Here is a 16,682-nt window from a genome sequence, read left to right on the forward strand (position 1 = left end):
CCGGCCGCCCCGGCCCGGGCCGCCGCGGGCTAGTCCCGGGTCATGTCGACGAAGCGCGAGTAGTGGCCCTGGAAGGCCACCGTGATGGTGGCGGTCGGGCCGTTACGGTGCTTGGCGACGATGAGGTCGGCCTCGCCCGCGCGGGGCGACTCCTTCTCGTAGGCGTCCTCGCGGTGCAGCAGGATGACCATGTCGGCGTCCTGCTCGATCGAGCCGGACTCACGCAGGTCGGAGACCATCGGACGCTTGTCGGTGCGCTGTTCGGGACCACGGTTCAGCTGGGAGAGCGCGATCACCGGCACCTCCAGCTCCTTGGCCAGCAGCTTCAGGTTCCGCGACATGTCGGAGACCTCCTGCTGGCGGTTCTCGGCCCGGCGGGAGCCGCCGGACTGCATCAGCTGGAGGTAGTCGATGACGATCAGCTTGATGTCGTTGCGCTGCTTGAGCCGGCGGCACTTGGCGCGGATCTCCATCATCGACAGGTTCGGCGAGTCGTCGATGAACAGCGGCGCCTCGCTGACGTCCGGCATCCGGCGGGCGACCCGGGTCCAGTCGTCGTCCGTCATGGAGCCGGAGCGCATGTGGTGCAGCGCCACCCGGGCCTCGGCGGAGAGCAGGCGCATGGCGATCTCGTTGCGGCCCATTTCGAGCGAGAAGATCACGCTCGGCAGCTTGTTGTGGATCGAGCAGGCCCGGGCGAAGTCCAGCGCCAGGGTGGACTTGCCCATCGCGGGCCGGGCCGCGATGACGATCATCTGGCCGGGGTGGAGCCCGTTGGTGAGCGCGTCGAAGTCGGCGAAGCCGGTCGGGACGCCGGACATCTGGCCGTTGCGGGAGCCGATCGACTCGATCTCGTCGAGCGCGCCCTCCATGATGTCGGCGAGCGGCGCGTAGTCCTCGTTGGTGCGCTGCTCGGTGACGGCGTAGATCTCCGCCTGGGCGGCGTTGACGATCTCGTCGACGTCGCCCTCGGCGGCGTAGCCCATGCCGGCGATCCGGGTGCCGGCCTCGACCAGCCGGCGCAGCACCGCGCGCTCGTGCACGATCTGCGCGTAGTACTCGGCGTTGGCGGCGGTCGGGACGGAGTTGACCAGGGTGTGCAGGTAGCCGGGGCCGCCGACCCGCTGGAGCTCGCCGCGCTTGGTCAGCTCGCCGGCCACCGTGATCGGGTCGGCCGGCTCGCCGCGCGCGTAGAGGTCGAGAATCGCGCCGTGCACCAGCTCGTGGGCGGGCCGGTAGTAGTCGGCCGGCTTGAGCACCTCGACCACGTCGGCGATGGCGTCCTTGGAGAGCAGCATGCCGCCGAGGACGGACTGCTCGGCCGCGAGGTCCTGCGGGGGGACGCGCTCGAAGCCGTCCAGGCCGCCGCCCTCGCCGCCCTCGTCCTCGCCGCCCTTGCGGCGCTTGCCGCCGTCGCGCTGGAAGCCGCCGGAACCGCCGGGGCCGCCCTTGCCGCCCTTCTGGAAGCCGCCGCCCTGGCCCTGGCCGCCGCGGCCGCGCGAGACCGGCAGCCGGTCGCCGGGACCGTCCGGGAAGGGGGCGTCGGCGAAGGCGCCGACCGGGAAGGGGTCGTCGCCGCCCTGCCAGTCGTCCTCCGGCGGCGGGGCGTCGTGGTCGTCGTACTGGGGGCCGGTCACGCGTGTTCCCCGATCAGCGAGTGGTGCGAGTTGGAGCGGGTCTTGCCGGTGGCTGGGATGGTGCGGAACCCGACTCCGCGCCACCGCATTTTCTACGCCACCGCTCCGACAAATCGGACGCCGGGGCGGATGGGAGTGTCGGGCGGAGGGCCCACGCTAAGGCGCCGGACGGCCTTCAGCCAAGACGGTTATCCACAGGGGGTGTGGACGAGCGGCCCTCTGCTGTGGAGAAGTGCCGCAAACCTGTGGACGCCCCTGTGGAAAGCCCTGTGGATAACCAGACCATCGATCCACCGTCAACCCGCTGACCTGCGCTTCCCCCGTCCCGGGCCTGTGCATGAGAAATTCTTCACACGGAGTCGGGTGGCGGTGGACACACACACGGACGGCCCGCTCGTTCGCTCGTACGAGTAAGTGACGCAAGCGCATGGCGTCACTTACCTGTGGATGAGTAGCCTGGTTCCCATGACCCTCACCACCGACCGCCGCCGGCACGACCGGGAGATCCTCGCCCTCGCCGTCCCCGCCTTCGGCGCCCTGGTCGCCGAGCCGCTCTTCCTGATGGCCGACTCGGCGATCGTCGGCCACCTCGGCACCGCCCAGCTGGCCGGCGTCGGCGTGGCCTCGGCCGCGCTCACCACCGCCACCGGGGTCTTCGTCTTCCTGGCCTACGCCACCACCGCCGCGGTCGCCCGCCGGATCGGCGCCGGGGACCGCCGGGCCGCGATCCAGCAGGGCATCGACGGCATCTGGCTGGCGCTGGCGCTCTCCGCCGGCGTGGTCGCGCTGACCCTGCTGCTCGCCCCGCAGGTGGCCGACGCGCTCGGCGCCTCCCCGACGGCCGCCCCGTACGCCGTGACGTACCTGCGGATCAGCGCGCTGGGCATCCCGGCGATCCTCATGGTGATGGCCTCCACCGGCGTGCTGCGCGGCCTCCAGGACACCCGGACGCCGCTGTACGTGGCCGTCGCGGGGTTCGCCGCCAACCTCGGGCTGAACGCCGGCCTGGTGTACGGCGCCGGGCTCGGGGTGGCCGGCTCGGCCTGGGGCACGGTGATCGCCCAGACCGGCATGGCCGCCGTCTACGTGGTCGTGGTGGTCCGCGGCGCCCGCCGGGAACGGGCCTCGCTGCGGCCGGACGCGGCCGGGATACGGGCGAGCGCCCGGGCCGGCGGACCGCTGATGGTCCGCACCCTGAGCCTGCGCGCCATCCTCATGATCGCCACCGCGGTGGCCGCCGGGCTCGGCGACGACGAGATCGCCGCGCACCAGATCGCCATGACGGTCTTCCTGTTCATCGCCTTCGCGCTGGACGCCATCGCGATCGCCGGCCAGGCCATCATCGGCCGCTACCTGGGCGCCGGGGACGTCCCGGGCACCAGGGCCGCCACCCGCCGGATGATCGAGTGGGGCATCGGCTCCGGCGTGGTGCTGGGCCTGCTGGTGGTGGTCGCCCGGCCGCTGTACGTCCCGCTGTTCACCCCGGACCCGGCGGTGCAGCACCAGCTGAACACCGTCCTGCTGCTGCTCGCGCTCTGCCAGCCGGTCTCCGGCCTGGTCTACGTCCTGGACGGCGTGCTGATGGGCGCCGGGGACGGCCCGTTCCTGGCCTGGGCGATGCTCGCCACGCTGGCGGTCTTCGCACCCGCCGCGCTGGCGGTGCCGGCCAGCGGCACCGGGCTCGCCGGGCTCTGGTGGGCGATGAACCTCTTCATGCTGGTCCGCGGCGGCTTCCTGGCCTGGCGGGCCCGGGGCGGCCGGTGGCTGGTCACCGGCGCCGTGCGGAGCTGAGCCGCCCCGGCGGCGCCGGGCGGCCCCGCCGGGGCGGCCCGGGAACGACCGAGGGCCGGTCCCCCCGCGAAGGGGGACCGGCCCTCGGACCACTGCCGCGGAGCTGACGCTACCGGCGTGTGGTCGTGGCTCAGGCGGCGACGACGGCGACGTCCAGGTTGGCCTGGACGTCCGAGTGCAGCTTGACCGAGACCTTGTGGGTGCCCACGGTCTTGATCGGCGAGGCGATCGCGACGGCGCGCTTGTCGACCGCCGGGCCGCCGGCGGCCTTGATGGCCTCGACGACGTCGGCCTGGGTCACCGAGCCGAACAGACGGCCGGCCTCGCCGGAACGAACGGCCAGCTTGACCTGGACGCCCTCCAGCTTGCCCTTGACCTCGTTGGCGGCCTCAAGGGTCTGGATCTCGTGGATCTTCCGGGCGCGACGGATGGCGTCGACGTCCTTCTGACCGCCCTTGGTCCAGCGGATGGCGTAGCCGCGCGGGACCAGGTAGTTGCGGGCGTAGCCGTCCTTGACCTCGACGACCTCGCCGGCCGAGCCCAGGCCCGGCACCTCGTGGGTGAGGATGATCTTCATTGTTCGGTCACCCTCTCTTAGCGCGCGGTGCTGGTGTAGGGCAGCAGCGCCATCTCACGGCTGTTCTTCACGGCCGTGGCGACGTCACGCTGGTGCTGGGTGCAGTTGCCGGTGACCCGGCGGGCACGGATCTTGCCGCGGTCGGAGATGAACTTCCGCAGCAGGTTCGTGTCCTTGTAGTCAACGTAGTTGACCTTGTCCTTGCAGAAGACGCAAACCTTCTTCTTCGGCTTGCGAGCAGGCGGCTTCGCCATTGTGTGCTCCATTGGGGTTCACGGCCGGGCGGGCGTCTCGCGACGCCCGCGGCCGCACGAAATCTGTCAGCTCTTAGAACGGGGGCTCTTCCGAGAAGCCGCCACCGGACGGGGCACCCCAGCCGCCGCCACCCTGGTTGCCACCAGAGGGAGCGCTGGACGCCCAGGGGTCGTCGGAGGGGCCGGACTGGCCGCCGGAGTTTCCACCCCAGCCGCCGCCCTGCTGGCCGCCACCGCCCTGGCCGCCGCCCCAGCCACCGCCCTGGCCGCCGCCCTGCGGGCCGCCGCCGAAGCCGCCGCCCTGGGGGCCGCCGGACCGGTTGGCCCGGGTGACCTTCGCGGTCGCCGAGCGCAGGCTCGGACCGACCTCGTCGACCTCGACCTCGAAGACCGTCCGCTTCTCGCCTTCCTTGGTCTCGTAAGACCGCTGGCGCAGTCGGCCCTGCACGATGACGCGCATGCCGCGCTGGAGCGATTCGGCCACGTTCTCCGCAGGCTGCCGCCAGACGTTGCACGTGAGGAAGAGGCTCTCGCCGTCCTTCCACTCGTTGGTCTGACGGTCGAAGGTGCGGGGAGTGGACGCGATGCGGAACTTCGCGACCGCCGCACCCGACGGGGTGAAGCGCAGCTCGGGGTCGTCGACGAGATTGCCGACGAGGGTGATGACGGTCTCGCCTGCCATGGTGGTGATGACCTCTCGGGAAGATGTCCGTTCACCGCTGTTTCACGTGAAACAGCGGTCGCGAGCTACCCGAGACCCGAAGGCCTCAGAGGTGGCTCAGTGGGTGTCCGGGCGCAGGACCTTGGTCCGCAGAACCGACTCGCTCAGGCCCAGCTGGCGGTCGAGCTCCTTGACGACCTCAGGCGTGGCCTGGAGGTCGATGACCGAGTAGATGCCCTCGGACTGCTTGTTGATCTCGTAGGCCAGACGGCGGCGACCCCAGGTGTCGATCTTCTCGACCTTGCCACCCGCGTTGCGGACGACAGCCATGAAGCTCTCGATCAGGGGGGAAACGGCGCGCTCCTCGACCGAGGGGTCGAGGATCACCATCACCTCGTAGTGACGCATGAGTAACCCACCTCCTTTGGACTCAGCGGCCACGGTCTCTCCGTGGCAGGAGGGTTGTGCAGCGTCGGCACCGGAGCAGTGACGACACGGCCACCGTAGCGGCCGGGTCCGACAGTGCCTCCTCGTTCACCCGGAAGAGGGCAGAGGAGGGCACAACTACACCAGTGCAGACGACACACCCTACCCGCACCCGGACGGACGAACAAAACGCATAGGGGTTGTGAGACCCGCCCAACCGCCGCAATCTGGACGGAACGGGTTTCCCGCCCGTTCGTCTCCACGCAGGAGGTGGGACTCATGGCCCAGACCGTCCACCGCATGCCCGCCCTGACCCTGAACACCGACGGACACCCGCACCCGCGGGAGAACACCCTGGTCGGCCTCACCGCCGTGCTGGGCGCGATCTCCTTCATCACGTCGTTCTTCCACAACCTGCACCTGCTGACCTCGTGGACCGGCCTGTTCGGGATCGTCACCGGTCTGCTGGGGATGTACGTCTCCGTCACCACGGCCGAGCGCTTCGTGCTGATGATCACACTCGGCGCCTCGGCGATCGGCTTCTACCTCGGCATCGCACGCGGCGGTCTGTGGGGTTAGTCCCGCTCCCCCGAGGAACCCCGGGCGCCCCCGTGGCGTACTTGTCTTCAGACGGACGGGTACGCGGCGGGGGCGCCGCCGTGCCCGCGGCCGACGGGACCCCGGACGATAGGGTCACCCCGAGAAGACGGGGCCCACCGCAGCCCGACCGACGAGGAGCACCGAGCATGAGCCTGCGCCTGAGGACGATCACCCGCGAGGAGCACCTCGCCTTCATCAGGAGCCGCGCCTCGGCGAGCCACATGCAGGTGCCGTCCTGGGGCGATGTGAAGGCCGAGTGGCGCTCGGAGTCGATCGGCTGGTTCGACGAGGCCAACCAGCTCGTCGGCGCCGGCCTGGTGCTCTACCGGCAGCTGCCCAAGCTCAAGCGCTACCTCGCCTACCTGCCCGAGGGCCCGGTCATCGACTGGTTCGACCGCGACCTCGACCGCTGGCTGCAGCCGATGCTGGCGCACCTGAAGTCCCAGGGCGCCTTCTCGGTGAAGATGGGCCCGCCGGTGGTCATCCGCCGCTGGAACGCCCCGACCATCAAGGAGGCCATCGCCGCCAAGCAGGCCAAGCGCCTGCGCGACGTCGAGGCCGACTGGTACGAGCCGCGCGCCTTCGAGGTGGCCGACCGGCTGCGCAAGGCCGGCTGGCTCCAGGGCGAGGACGGCGGCGCCGGCTTCGGCGACGTCCAGCCGCGCTACGTCTTCCAGGTGCCGCTGGCCAACCGCTCGCTGGACGACATCCAGAAGGGCTTCAACCAGCTCTGGCGCCGCAACATCAAGAAGGCCGAGAAGAGCGGCGTCGAGGTCGTCCAGGGCGGCTACGACGAGCTGCCGGTCTTCCACCAGCTCTACCTGGTGACCGCCGAGCGCGACAAGTTCACCCCGCGCCCGCTGGCCTACTTCCAGCGCATGTGGAAGGCCCTCACCGCCGAGGACCCGAACCGGATGCGGCTGTACATCGCCTACCACGAGGGCGAGCCGCTGGCCGCGACCACGATGCTGGTCGTCGGCGAGCACGTCTGGTACTCCTACGGCGCCTCGGCCAACCACAAGCGCGAGGTCAAGCCGTCGAACGCGATCCAGTGGCGGATGATGCGCGACTCCTACGCCCTGGGCGGCGGGGTGTACGACCTGCGCGGCATCTCCGACACCCTGGACGAGAACGACCACCTGTTCGGCCTGATCCAGTTCAAGGTCGGCACCGGCGGCCAGGCCGCCGAGTACCTCGGCGAGTGGGACTTCCCGCTCAACAAGCTGCTGCACAAGGCCCTCGACCTCTACATGTCGCGCCGCTGAGCAGCCCGCTCCGAGCCACCGAGCAGCCGTGCCCAACACCCCCTGGGAGATGACCCGATGACGCTGTCGCTCTACCTCGACACCGAACGCTGGCGCACCCACCAGCGCTCCGTCCTGGCCGAGTTCCCCGGCCTGGTGCCGGTGGCGAAGGGCAACGGCTACGGATTGGGCAACCACCGCCTGGCCGAGGAGGCGACCCTCCTCGGCACCGGGGTGCTGGCGGTGGGCACCGCCTACGAGGCCGCCGACGCGGCCGAGTGGTACGGCGGCGAGCTGCTGGTGCTCACCCCCTACCGGGTGGGCGAGGAGGCGCTGCCGCTGCCGCACGCCCGGGTGATCCGGACGGTGGCGAGCCTGCCGGGCCTGCGGGCGCTGCACGGCGCCCGGGTGGTGGTGGAGTGCATGACCACCATGCGCCGGCACGGCGTCTCGGCGGCCGACCTCCCGGCCGTCGCCGCCGAGCTGGAGGGCGTCTCGTTCGAGGGCCTCGCGCTGCACCTGCCGATGGACCGGCCGGACGGCTCCAGCCCGGTCGAGGAGGTCGCGTACTGGGTGGAGACCGCCCGGGCCGCCGGCATCCCGGTGCACACCGTGTTCGTCAGCCACCTCGGCGCGGCGGGCATGGAGCAGCTGGCCCAGCGCTTCCCCGACACCGTCTTCCGGGCCCGGATCGGCACCCGGCTCTGGCTGGGCGACCACGGGGCGCTGGAGGTCCGGGCGACGGTGCTGGACGTCACCCCGGTGCGCAAGGGCGACCGCTACGGCTACCGCCAGCACCCGGCGCCGTCCGACGGCCACCTGCTGGTGGTCGCCGGCGGCACCGCGCACGGCATCGGGCTGGAGGCGCCCAAGTACGTGCAGGGCATGTCCTCGCGCGCCAAGGGCATCGCCCGGGCCGGACTGGCGACCGTCAACAAGACCAAGTCGCCGTACCACTGGGCCGGCAAGCAACTCTGGTTCGCCGAGCCGCCGCACATGCAGGTCTCGCTGCTGCTGCTGGACGGCGAGGCCGAGCCGCCGGCGGTCGGCGACGAGCTCGGCCTGCAGGTGCGGCACACCACCACGCACTTCGACCGCGTGGTGGACCGCTGAGTCCCGGCGGTCGCGCCGGTCAGTCCTTCACCGGCGGTTCCGCGGCGGCCGGCTCCACCGGGGCCGCGTCCCCGCCCGCCGGCTTCACGGCGGCCGCGTCCACGACCAGCGGTTCCGCGCCGGCCGGTACCACGGCGGGCGGCTCGTCGAGCCACGCCTCGGGGCCGGCCGGCGCGAACCCGGCGTAGCTCTCCTCCTCGCGCAGCCGGCGGGCGGCGCCGAGCACGAAGACGTCCGGGGCGCCGTCGAGCACCCCGCCGGACGGGTCGTCGCTGCCGTCCCAGCGCACCGGGTCGCGGTCCGGCAGCAGGATGTCCCGGACCACCATGCCGACCAGGTAGAGCGTGCCGAGCAGGTGCAGCACGATCGCGAAGTGGTACCAGGACTCGCCGATGCCGTGCTGCTTGGGCCCGGTGACGAAGCCCAGGTGGGACCAGATGCCCAGGGTGTAGAGCACCTCGCAGGCCTGCCAGACCAGGAAGTCCCGCCAGCGCGGCCGGGCCAGCACCGCGAGCGGCAGCAGCCAGAGCACGTACTGCGGCGAGTACACCTTGTTGAACACCACGAACGCGGCCACCACCAGGAAGGCCAGCTGGGCCACCCGCGGCCGGCGGGGCGCCGCGAGGCCGAGCCACGCTATCCCCGCGCAGCTCAGCAGCATCAGGACGGCGATGAAGGTGTCGAGGTTCGCCAGCCCCACGCCCCGGCTCTGCATGAGGATCAGCCAGAGCGAGCCGTAGTCCTCGGTGCGGTGCTTGCTGAAGACGTAGAAGGTCGACCAGCCCTGCCAGTTGGCGATCATGATCGGCAGGTTGACCAGCAGCCAGGCGCCGACGGCCCCGCCGAGCAGCGCCCGCAGGTCCCGCTTCCGGCCGGCCCGCCAGCAGAGCACCAGCAGCGGCCCGAGCAGCAGCACCGGGTAGAGCTTGGCGGCGGTGGCCAGGCCGATGAACACCCCGGCCCAGGCCGGCCGCGAGCCGGACCACCAGGCCAGCGCGACGGCGGCCAGCGCGACGGCCAGCAGGTCCCAGTTGACGGTGGCGTTGAGCAGCAGGGTCGGCGCCAGGGCGAACATCAGCGCGTCCCAGGGGCGGCGCCGGTGGGTGCGGGAGAGCGCGACCACGGCGACCACCGCGCAGGCCATCAGCAGGCCGGCGTTGATCGTCCAGAACCAGCGCTCCTGGTCCTGCAGGGCGCCGCCGCCGGGCGTCAGCCAGGCCGCGATCTGCATGAACAGTCCGGTCAGCACCGGGTACTCCAGGAACTGGAGGTCACCGGTGGTGCCCGGGATCCGGTCCACGTACGGGTGCAGGCCGGCCGCGAAGCCGCGCCCGGAGAACAGGTGCGGGATGTCGCTGTAGCAGGCGTGCACGTACTGCGGCGAACCGGGCTGGAACCAGGCGGCGTCGTAGCAGGGCAGCTTCTGCGCCATGCCCAGCACCGAGACCACGATCACCACCAGCGCCAGGAAGCGCGCCGGGATCCACCAGGAGACGCCGAGCAGCGCGCGCCGTCCGGGCGGGCCGCCGATCACCTCGCTGCCCGCCGCCGCGACCGGATCCTCGTCCGCCGGCACCACCACGGTGTTGGCCTGCGGGCCGGACGCCGGTGCGGGCGGGGCCTCTTCGTCACGAACGCTGGACGTCATGGCGGACATCCTGCCGCACCCCGGCCGTCCGTACGAGGAGGCCCCTGCCCCTTTTCCCCGGCCCGGCGGCACCCGCCCGGCCGCCCGCCGCCGGGGTACCGGCACGAATCGCTCCGAATACGGCGAAACGGCGGCGGGAGGCCCCGTGGAGCCTCCCACCGCCGTTCCGGTCACCCGTTCCTAGGGAGCCGCCACCCCGTTGCCGCCGGTCGTCGCCGAGGGCGAGGTGCTGGGCTTCGGCGGTCTGGTGGTCGGGCCGCCGGTCCCGCCGCCGGCTCCGCCACCCGGTTCGGTGGTCGCCGGCGGCGGGGTCTGCGTGGCGCAGCCGATCGGGAGCAGGCAGCTGGGTGACGGGCTGGTCCCGCCGCCACCGCTGCCGCCGCCGTTGGTCCCGCCGCCGGAGCCGCCGGTGGTCCCGCCGCCGCCGGTGCCGCCGCCGGGGTCACCGCCGCCGGTGCCTCCACCGGTGCCGCCACCGCCGCCGGGGTTCGGGTTGGTCTTGGTCGGGACCGGCTGGGTGGGCACGGTGCCCGGGCAGTCGACGCCGGGGACGCAGGCCGGCTGGGTGGCCACGGGCTCGGTCGGCTGCCCGGCGTTCGGGTCCGCCGGGGCGGTGGGCGCGGTCTCGGTCGCGGTCGGCGTCGGCACGGCGCTCGCCGTGCTGGGCGCGCCCGAGGAGTCGACCTGGGAGCCGACCGGCTGCGGGGTCGGGAAGTCCATCTTCTTCTCGTTGGCCAGCGCGGCCTTCATGTACCGGGTGAAGACGTCCGCCGGGACGTCACCACCGTGGACCGAGTCCTTGCCGCCGGTGCCGTTCAGCGAGAGCCGCCCGGGGTGGGCGGAGTCCTCGCGCCACATCGCCACGCTGGTGGACAGCTGCGGGGTGTAGCCGACCCACCAGGCCGACTTGTTCTCGTCGGTGGTACCGGTCTTGCCGGCCACCGGGCGGCCCAGGGTGTTGGTCTTCTTGCCGGTACCGTTCTTCGCCACGTTCACCAGCACGTCGGTGACGTTGTCGGCGACGGCGGGCTCCAGCGCCTGCTTGGTCTCGTGCTTGCCGAAGCCGGGCCGCTCCTTGCCGTCCATCAGCACCTTGGTGACCGAGTACGGCTCGGCCTGCTTGCCGCTGGCGGCGAAGGTCGCGTAGGCGTCGGCCATCCGGATCGGGCTGATGGTGGAGACGCCGAGCGGGAAGGTCGCGGTCTTCGACTCCTTCTCGATGCTCTCCTTGCGGATGCCCATCGCCTCGGCGATCTGCATGACGTTCTGGCCGCCGACGTCCTGGTTCAGCTGGACGAAGGGCACGTTGTAGGAGTACTGCATGGCCATCCGCAGCGAGACGTAGCCGCGCCGGCCCTTCTCCTCGTTCTTCTGCCGGTAGGGCTTGCCGTCGTCCCCCATCACCAGCGAGCCGTCCGGCTTGCGGATCTCCGACATGTCGTCGGAGAGGTAGCGGCTGTCGGCGTTGATCCGCTTCGGCTTGCCCTTGTCGTCGGTCGCGGTCTGCACGCCGGTCTGCATGGCGGTGGCCAGCACGAAGGGCTTGAAGGTCGAGCCGACCTGGACGCCCTGGGCGTCGGCGTTGTTGTCGTGGTGGCCGTTCTCCACGCCGTCACCGCCGTAGATGGCGACGATCGCCCCGTCGTTGGGCACCACGCTGGCCGCGCCGAACTGGACGAAGTTGTCGTTGTCCGGGCGCTTCTGCGGGTTGAGGGTCTCGGTCCGGACGTCGTCCACGGCCTTCTTCAGGGCGTCGACCTTGTCCTTCTGGAAGGTCGTGTAGATCTTGAAGCCGCCCTTGTCGATCGCCCGCTGGTCGATCGTCGGGTCCTTGGCCATGACGTACTTGTTGGCGGTCTCGACCAGGTAGCTGATCTGGCCGTTCATGTTGGCCGGCGGGACCTGCTTGATCGGCTGGGGGAAGGTGGTGCACTTCGCCCGTTCCTCGGGGGTGGTGTTCTTGGTCTCCACCATCCGGTCGAGGATCCACGCCCAGCGCTCCTCGGCGCGGGCCTGGTTGGCCTTGATCGTCGGGTCGTAGTACGACGCGCCCTTGAGCAGGCCGGCCAGCATGGCGCTCTGGCACAGATCGAGGTCCTTGGCGTTGACGCCGTAGTACGCCTGGGCGGCGGCCTGGGCGCCGGTCGCGCCGCGGCCGAACCAGCTGGTGTTCAGGTAGCCCTTGAGGATCTCGTCCTTCTTGAACTCCTGGTTGACCTTCAGGGTGATGAAGAACTCCTTCACCTTGCGGGAGAGCGTCTGCTCCTGCGTCAGGTAGGCGTTCTTCACGTACTGCTGGGTGATCGTCGAGGCGCCCTGGGTCTCGCCGCCCTTGGCCATGTTGACGACCGCGCGCATCATGCCCTTGGGGTCGATGCCGCTGTCGGTGCGGAAGGTCGCGTTCTCCGCCGAGATGACCGCGTTCTGCAGGTTGGGCGAGATGTCGGCGAGCTCGACGATCTGCCGGTTGGTCTCGCCCTTGCGGACCATCTCGGTGCCGTCGGCCCAGAAGTAGATGTTGTTCTGGTCGTCCACCATGGCGTTGAGCTTGGGGATCTCGGTCGTCTGGTAGACGAAGAAGATCCCGCCGACGCAGGCCGCGACGACGAGCAGGACGGCGCTCAGCCACTGCCGCCAGGACGGCAGCCAGCGGCGGACGCCCTGCTTGCCGAAGCGCGGGTAGTCGATGAACCGCTTCTTGCCGGGACCGGCCGCCGCCGCACCGCCGGCCGCGGCGCCGCCGCGCCGGCCGCCCTTCTGGGCCGCCTTGCGCATCTCGGCGCGGGTCATCCGGGGCTGCTGCGCGGTGTCCCGACCGCCCTGGGGTCTGCGCCGGCGGAGGCCCTCCGAGCCGAGTTCGTCACGCCCGGCGCCCTCCGGACGCCCGTTGTCTCCGCCCGGGGGACGACCGTCGCCACCTGGCGACCTGCGCCGTCGTTCGCTCATGTTCCAGCTACTCCTCGCCAGGCCGGTCGAGCCTGAAGGCAGGGTCCACGTCCGATGCCCGCAACCGACCTAACCCCGGAGGTGGTCCTCGTGCACACGCGACAGCGTACGCAGCCCGGAAACCGAACCAATCGGGCATCAACTGCCAATCACCGCAAAACGGCAGCAGATCATTACACGCCCGTTGCCAAGCACACCCGCGCGTCGCCTTGTGATCACATTCACGCGCGCCCCTCTTGCCGGTTCGGGGACCCAGGCTTAGTGTTCTCGATATATCGAGCCGATACATCGGAACGGCATACCGCCGGACGAGGCGGGTCGCGGACCGACCGGGGAAGGGAGGACGACGGCAGTGGGCAGGCGCTCAGGAGTGCTGGAGTTCGCCGTTCTCGGACTGCTCCACGACGCCCCGATGCACGGGTACGAGCTGCGCAAGCGGCTCAACGTCCTGCTCGGCTCGTTCCGCGCGTTCTCCTACGGGACGCTCTACCCCTGTCTGAAGAACCTGGTGGCCCAGGGCTTCCTGGTCGAGGACAACCCGGAGGCCGAGTACGTCCCGGCCACCGCGCTCAACGGCAAGCGGTCCAAGATCGTCTACCGGCTCTCCGCCGAGGGGAAGCAGCGGTTCGAGGAACTGCTCGCCGACTCCGGCCCGGACGCCTGGGAGGACGAGCACTTCGGCGTGCACTTCGCCTTCTTCGGCCAGACCGACCGGGCCGTGCGGATGCGCGTGCTGGAGGGCCGCCGCAGCCGGCTGGAGGAGCGCCTGGAGCGGATGCGCAACTCGCTCGCCCGGGCCCGCGAGCGGTTCGACGACTACACCGTCGAACTTCAGCGGCACGGACTGGAGTCGGTGGAGCGCGAGGTCCGCTGGCTCAACGAGCTGATCGAGACCGAACGCGCCAACCGCACCGGCCGGACCGGCCCGGCGGCCGGCGCGACCGGCCCCGCAGTACCCAAGACTTCGGACGGCCGAGGCCAGGAGGGCGGGTCCGCGGACCCGCCCGAGCCACCGTACGACCGCCCGGGGCGCTCCTCCCAGGAGCGCTGACACCGCGTCAGCCCTGTGCCGCGCGGCAGGAGTGGGCGCGTCACGCGCCCGTCAGCAGTCATCGAAGAAGCAGGACGAGTCCCGCCGACCCCCGGCGGCGCTCATGAGATCACAGGGAGCAACCGGAATGGGTTCGGTTCGCGTAGCCATCGTGGGTGTGGGCAACTGCGCCACGTCGCTGGTGCAGGGTGTCGAGTACTACAAGGACGCCGACCCGGCCGGCAAGGTCCCCGGGCTGATGCACGTCCAGTTCGGTGACTACCACGTCCGTGACGTGGAGTTCGTCGCCGCCTTCGACGTCGACGCCAAGAAGGTCGGCCAGGACCTCGCGCACGCCATCACGGCGTCCGAGAACAACACCATCAAGATCTGCGACGTGCCGCCGACCGGCATCACCGTCCAGCGCGGCCACACCCTCGACGGTCTGGGCAAGTACTACCGCGAGACCATCGCGGAGTCCGACGAGGCCCCGGTCGACGTCGTCCAGGCCCTGAAGGACGCCCAGGTCGACGTCCTGGTCTGCTACCTGCCGGTCGGCTCCGAGCAGGCCGCCAAGTTCTACGCCCAGTGCGCCATCGACGCCAAGGTCGCCTTCGTGAACGCCCTCCCGGTGTTCATCGCCGGCACCAAGGAGTGGGCGGACAAGTTCACCGAGGCCGGTGTGCCGATCGTCGGTGACGACATCAAGTCCCAGGTCGGCGCCACCATCACGCACCGCGTGATGGCCAAGCTGTTCGAGGACCGCGGTGTCATCCTTGAGCGCACCATGCAGCTGAACGTCGGCGGCAACATGGACTTCAAGAACATGCTGGAGCGCGAGCGCCTGGAGTCCAAGAAGATCTCCAAGACCCAGGCCGTCACCTCGCAGATCCGTGACCGCGAGCTGGGCTCCAACAACGTCCACATCGGTCCCTCGGACTACGTGGCCTGGCTGGACGACCGCAAGTGGGCCTACGTCCGCCTGGAGGGCCGCGCGTTCGGCGACGTCCCGCTGAACCTGGAGTACAAGCTGGAGGTCTGGGACTCCCCGAACTCCGCCGGTGTCATCATCGACGCCGTGCGCGCCGCGAAGATCGCCAAGGACCGCGGCATCGGCGGCCCGATCCTCTCCGCCTCCTCGTACTTCATGAAGTCCCCGCCGGTCCAGTACTTCGACGACGAGGCCCGCGAGAACGTCGAGAAGTTCATCCGCGGCGAGGTCGAGCGCTGAACCGAGCGCTGAACCGAGCGCCGGAGCGGACGCTGAGCCCGGGCACCCCGGGGCACTGAGTCCGGTCCGCCCGGGCACCGGACGGGCCCACGGTCATCGACCGTGGGCCCGTTCACCTCTTCCCGGTGGATGTTTCACGTGAAACACCAGCCCCTTCCATGGCACTCTGGGCAGGTGGCGATCACCGAGAACGGCAGTACCCACCGGGCCGCGCACCGCGCCACGCTCCTCGACCTGCTCCGCGGCCGCGACTTCCGCCGGCTGCTGACCGCCCGGGTGCTGTCCCAGCTCTCCGACGGCGTCTTCCAGGTCTCCCTCGCCGCCTACGTCGTCTTCTCCCCCGAGAAGCAGTCCTCGCCCGCCGACATCGCCTCGGTGCTGGCCGTGATGCTGCTGCCGTTCTCGGTGATCGGCCCCTTCGCCGGTGTCCTGCTGGACCGCTGGCGCCGCCGTCAGGTGCTCTACCTGGGCAACCTGGGCCGCTTCGGACTCGGCCTGGTGACCGGCGGGCTCCTCGTGGCCCAGGCGCCGACCTGGATGTTCTTCGCCTCCGCGCTGCTGGTCACCGCGCTCAACCGGTTCATCCTGGCCGGACTGTCGGCGGCCCTGCCCCGGGTGGTCCGCGGCGAGCAGCTGGTCACCGCCAACGCCCTCTCCCCCACCCTGGGCACCGTCGCCGCCGCCTGCGGCGGCGGGCTGGGCTTCCTGCTGCACCAGCTGATGCCGCCCGGGCCCAGGGCCGACGCCGCCCTGGTCTCGATCGCCGCGTTCCTCTACCTCTCCGCCGCGCTGGCGGCGCTGCGGATGGACCGTGACCTGCTCGGCCCCGAGCACCACCCGGGCCGCCCGGCGCTCGGGCAGGCGCTGGCCCAGGCCGCCCGCGAACTGCACGCCGCCGTCACCCACCTGGTGCGCGACCGTCGCCCGGCGGCCCACGCGCTGGCCGCCGTGACCGCGGCCCGGTTCTGCTACGGCGTGCTGATCGTGGTCGTGGTGATGCTCGCCCGGTACACCTTCAACGACCCCGCCGACAGCGCGGCCGGCCTCGCCACCCTGGGGCAGGCGGTCGGCCTCTCCGCCGCCGGGTTCTTCATCGCCGCCGTGATCAGCCCCTGGTGCAGCCGACGGCTCGGGCTGGCCGGCTGGATGACGCTCTGCCTGGCCGCGCCGGTGCTCTTCGTGCCCGCGCTGGGGCTGCACTTCCGCCTGGTGCCCTCGCTGATCGCGGCGCTGCTGCTCGGCGTGGTCACCCAGGGCACCAAGATCTGCGCCGACACCGTGGTGCAGGAATCGGTCGAGGACGACTACCGCGGCCGGGTCTTCGCCATCTACGACGTGCTCTTCAACGTCGCCTTCGTGGCCGCCGCCCTGGTGACCGCCCTGGTGCTGCCGCTCTCCGGCCGCTCGGTGACGGTCGTCCTGGGCGTGGCGGCGGTGTACGCGGCCTCGGCCGTGCTCTACCTGCGCGCCGCCCGCCGGACCGGCCCGATCCCCGGGGACGTCGGCGCGAGTCGCTAAGGTACG

Annotated in this window: 14 protein-coding genes; 7 read left to right on the forward strand and 7 right to left on the reverse strand. The window is 71.2% G+C overall.

What is annotated here, in order from left to right:
- Positions 1-29 precede the first annotated feature (29 nt).
- Positions 30-1,511, reverse strand: coding sequence for a replicative DNA helicase (gene dnaB / locus ACFVVL_RS19335; RefSeq protein WP_380294421.1), 1,482 nt, complete (start codon positions 1,509-1,511; stop codon positions 30-32).
- A 591-nt stretch (positions 1,512-2,102) separates the two neighbouring features.
- Between dnaB and ACFVVL_RS19340 the strand changes: the two genes are divergently transcribed.
- Entirely contained in the window at positions 2,103-3,428 is a 1,326-nt protein-coding gene (locus tag ACFVVL_RS19340; protein ID WP_380294406.1) for an MATE family efflux transporter, read from the forward strand.
- A gap of 130 nt (positions 3,429-3,558) precedes the next feature.
- Here ACFVVL_RS19340 and rplI read toward each other — a convergent pair whose 3' ends face one another.
- The 4 genes from rplI to rpsF all read right to left on the reverse strand — a co-directional run bounded on the left by rplI (position 3,559) and on the right by rpsF (position 5,328).
- A complete protein-coding gene (gene rplI, locus ACFVVL_RS19345) occupies positions 3,559-4,005 on the reverse strand; it encodes a 50S ribosomal protein L9 (RefSeq protein WP_380294405.1) in 447 nt (148 codons plus the stop codon).
- 17 nt (positions 4,006-4,022) lie between these two features.
- On the reverse strand, positions 4,023-4,259 hold the full coding sequence (gene rpsR, locus ACFVVL_RS19350; protein ID WP_030304537.1) for a 30S ribosomal protein S18: 237 nt from the start codon (positions 4,257-4,259) through the stop codon (positions 4,023-4,025).
- A gap of 73 nt (positions 4,260-4,332) precedes the next feature.
- A complete protein-coding gene (locus tag ACFVVL_RS19355; protein WP_380294404.1) occupies positions 4,333-4,941 on the reverse strand; it encodes a single-stranded DNA-binding protein in 609 nt (202 codons plus the stop codon).
- Positions 4,942-5,037: 96 nt separating this feature from the next.
- Complete coding sequence (gene rpsF / locus ACFVVL_RS19360; protein WP_350570360.1) at positions 5,038-5,328, reverse strand: 30S ribosomal protein S6; 291 nt, start codon at positions 5,326-5,328, stop codon at positions 5,038-5,040.
- Between the two features lie 297 nt (positions 5,329-5,625).
- Between rpsF and ACFVVL_RS19365 the strand changes: the two genes are divergently transcribed.
- The 3 genes from ACFVVL_RS19365 to ACFVVL_RS19375 all read left to right on the forward strand — a co-directional run bounded on the left by ACFVVL_RS19365 (position 5,626) and on the right by ACFVVL_RS19375 (position 8,303).
- The gene (locus tag ACFVVL_RS19365) at positions 5,626-5,925 is read left to right on the forward strand and encodes a hypothetical protein (protein ID WP_350543136.1); all 300 of its coding nucleotides are present in this window, start codon (positions 5,626-5,628) and stop codon (positions 5,923-5,925) included.
- Between the two features lie 167 nt (positions 5,926-6,092).
- Positions 6,093-7,211 carry a peptidoglycan bridge formation glycyltransferase FemA/FemB family protein gene (locus tag ACFVVL_RS19370; RefSeq protein ID WP_344329973.1) on the forward strand — a complete coding sequence of 373 codons (1,119 nt, stop codon included), beginning with the start codon at positions 6,093-6,095 and terminating at the stop codon, positions 7,209-7,211.
- Positions 7,212-7,268: 57 nt separating this feature from the next.
- A complete protein-coding gene (locus tag ACFVVL_RS19375) occupies positions 7,269-8,303 on the forward strand; it encodes an alanine racemase (protein ID WP_380294403.1) in 1,035 nt (344 codons plus the stop codon).
- Between the two features lie 19 nt (positions 8,304-8,322).
- Here ACFVVL_RS19375 and ACFVVL_RS19380 read toward each other — a convergent pair whose 3' ends face one another.
- Both ACFVVL_RS19380 and ACFVVL_RS19385 read right to left on the reverse strand, forming a co-directional pair.
- Positions 8,323-9,951, reverse strand: a complete 1,629-nt coding sequence (locus ACFVVL_RS19380) for a glycosyltransferase family 87 protein (protein WP_387676742.1) — start codon at positions 9,949-9,951, stop codon at positions 8,323-8,325.
- Between the two features lie 180 nt (positions 9,952-10,131).
- Positions 10,132-12,741, reverse strand: a complete 2,610-nt coding sequence (locus tag ACFVVL_RS19385) for a transglycosylase domain-containing protein (protein WP_387676745.1) — start codon at positions 12,739-12,741, stop codon at positions 10,132-10,134.
- 508 nt (positions 12,742-13,249) lie between these two features.
- Between ACFVVL_RS19385 and ACFVVL_RS19390 the strand changes: the two genes are divergently transcribed.
- The 3 genes from ACFVVL_RS19390 to ACFVVL_RS19400 all read left to right on the forward strand — a co-directional run bounded on the left by ACFVVL_RS19390 (position 13,250) and on the right by ACFVVL_RS19400 (position 16,676).
- Positions 13,250-13,948, forward strand: a complete 699-nt coding sequence (locus tag ACFVVL_RS19390) for a helix-turn-helix transcriptional regulator (RefSeq protein ID WP_380295973.1) — start codon at positions 13,250-13,252, stop codon at positions 13,946-13,948.
- 127 nt (positions 13,949-14,075) lie between these two features.
- Positions 14,076-15,158, forward strand: coding sequence for an inositol-3-phosphate synthase (locus ACFVVL_RS19395; RefSeq protein WP_380295975.1), 1,083 nt, complete (start codon positions 14,076-14,078; stop codon positions 15,156-15,158).
- Positions 15,159-15,332: 174 nt separating this feature from the next.
- Positions 15,333-16,676 carry an MFS transporter gene (locus ACFVVL_RS19400; protein WP_380295977.1) on the forward strand — a complete coding sequence of 448 codons (1,344 nt, stop codon included), beginning with the start codon at positions 15,333-15,335 and terminating at the stop codon, positions 16,674-16,676.
- The last annotated feature ends 6 nt before the right edge of the window (positions 16,677-16,682 follow it).

Source organism: Kitasatospora sp. NPDC058115, assembly GCF_042884635.1.
Classification (GTDB): domain Bacteria; phylum Actinomycetota; class Actinomycetes; order Streptomycetales; family Streptomycetaceae; genus Kitasatospora.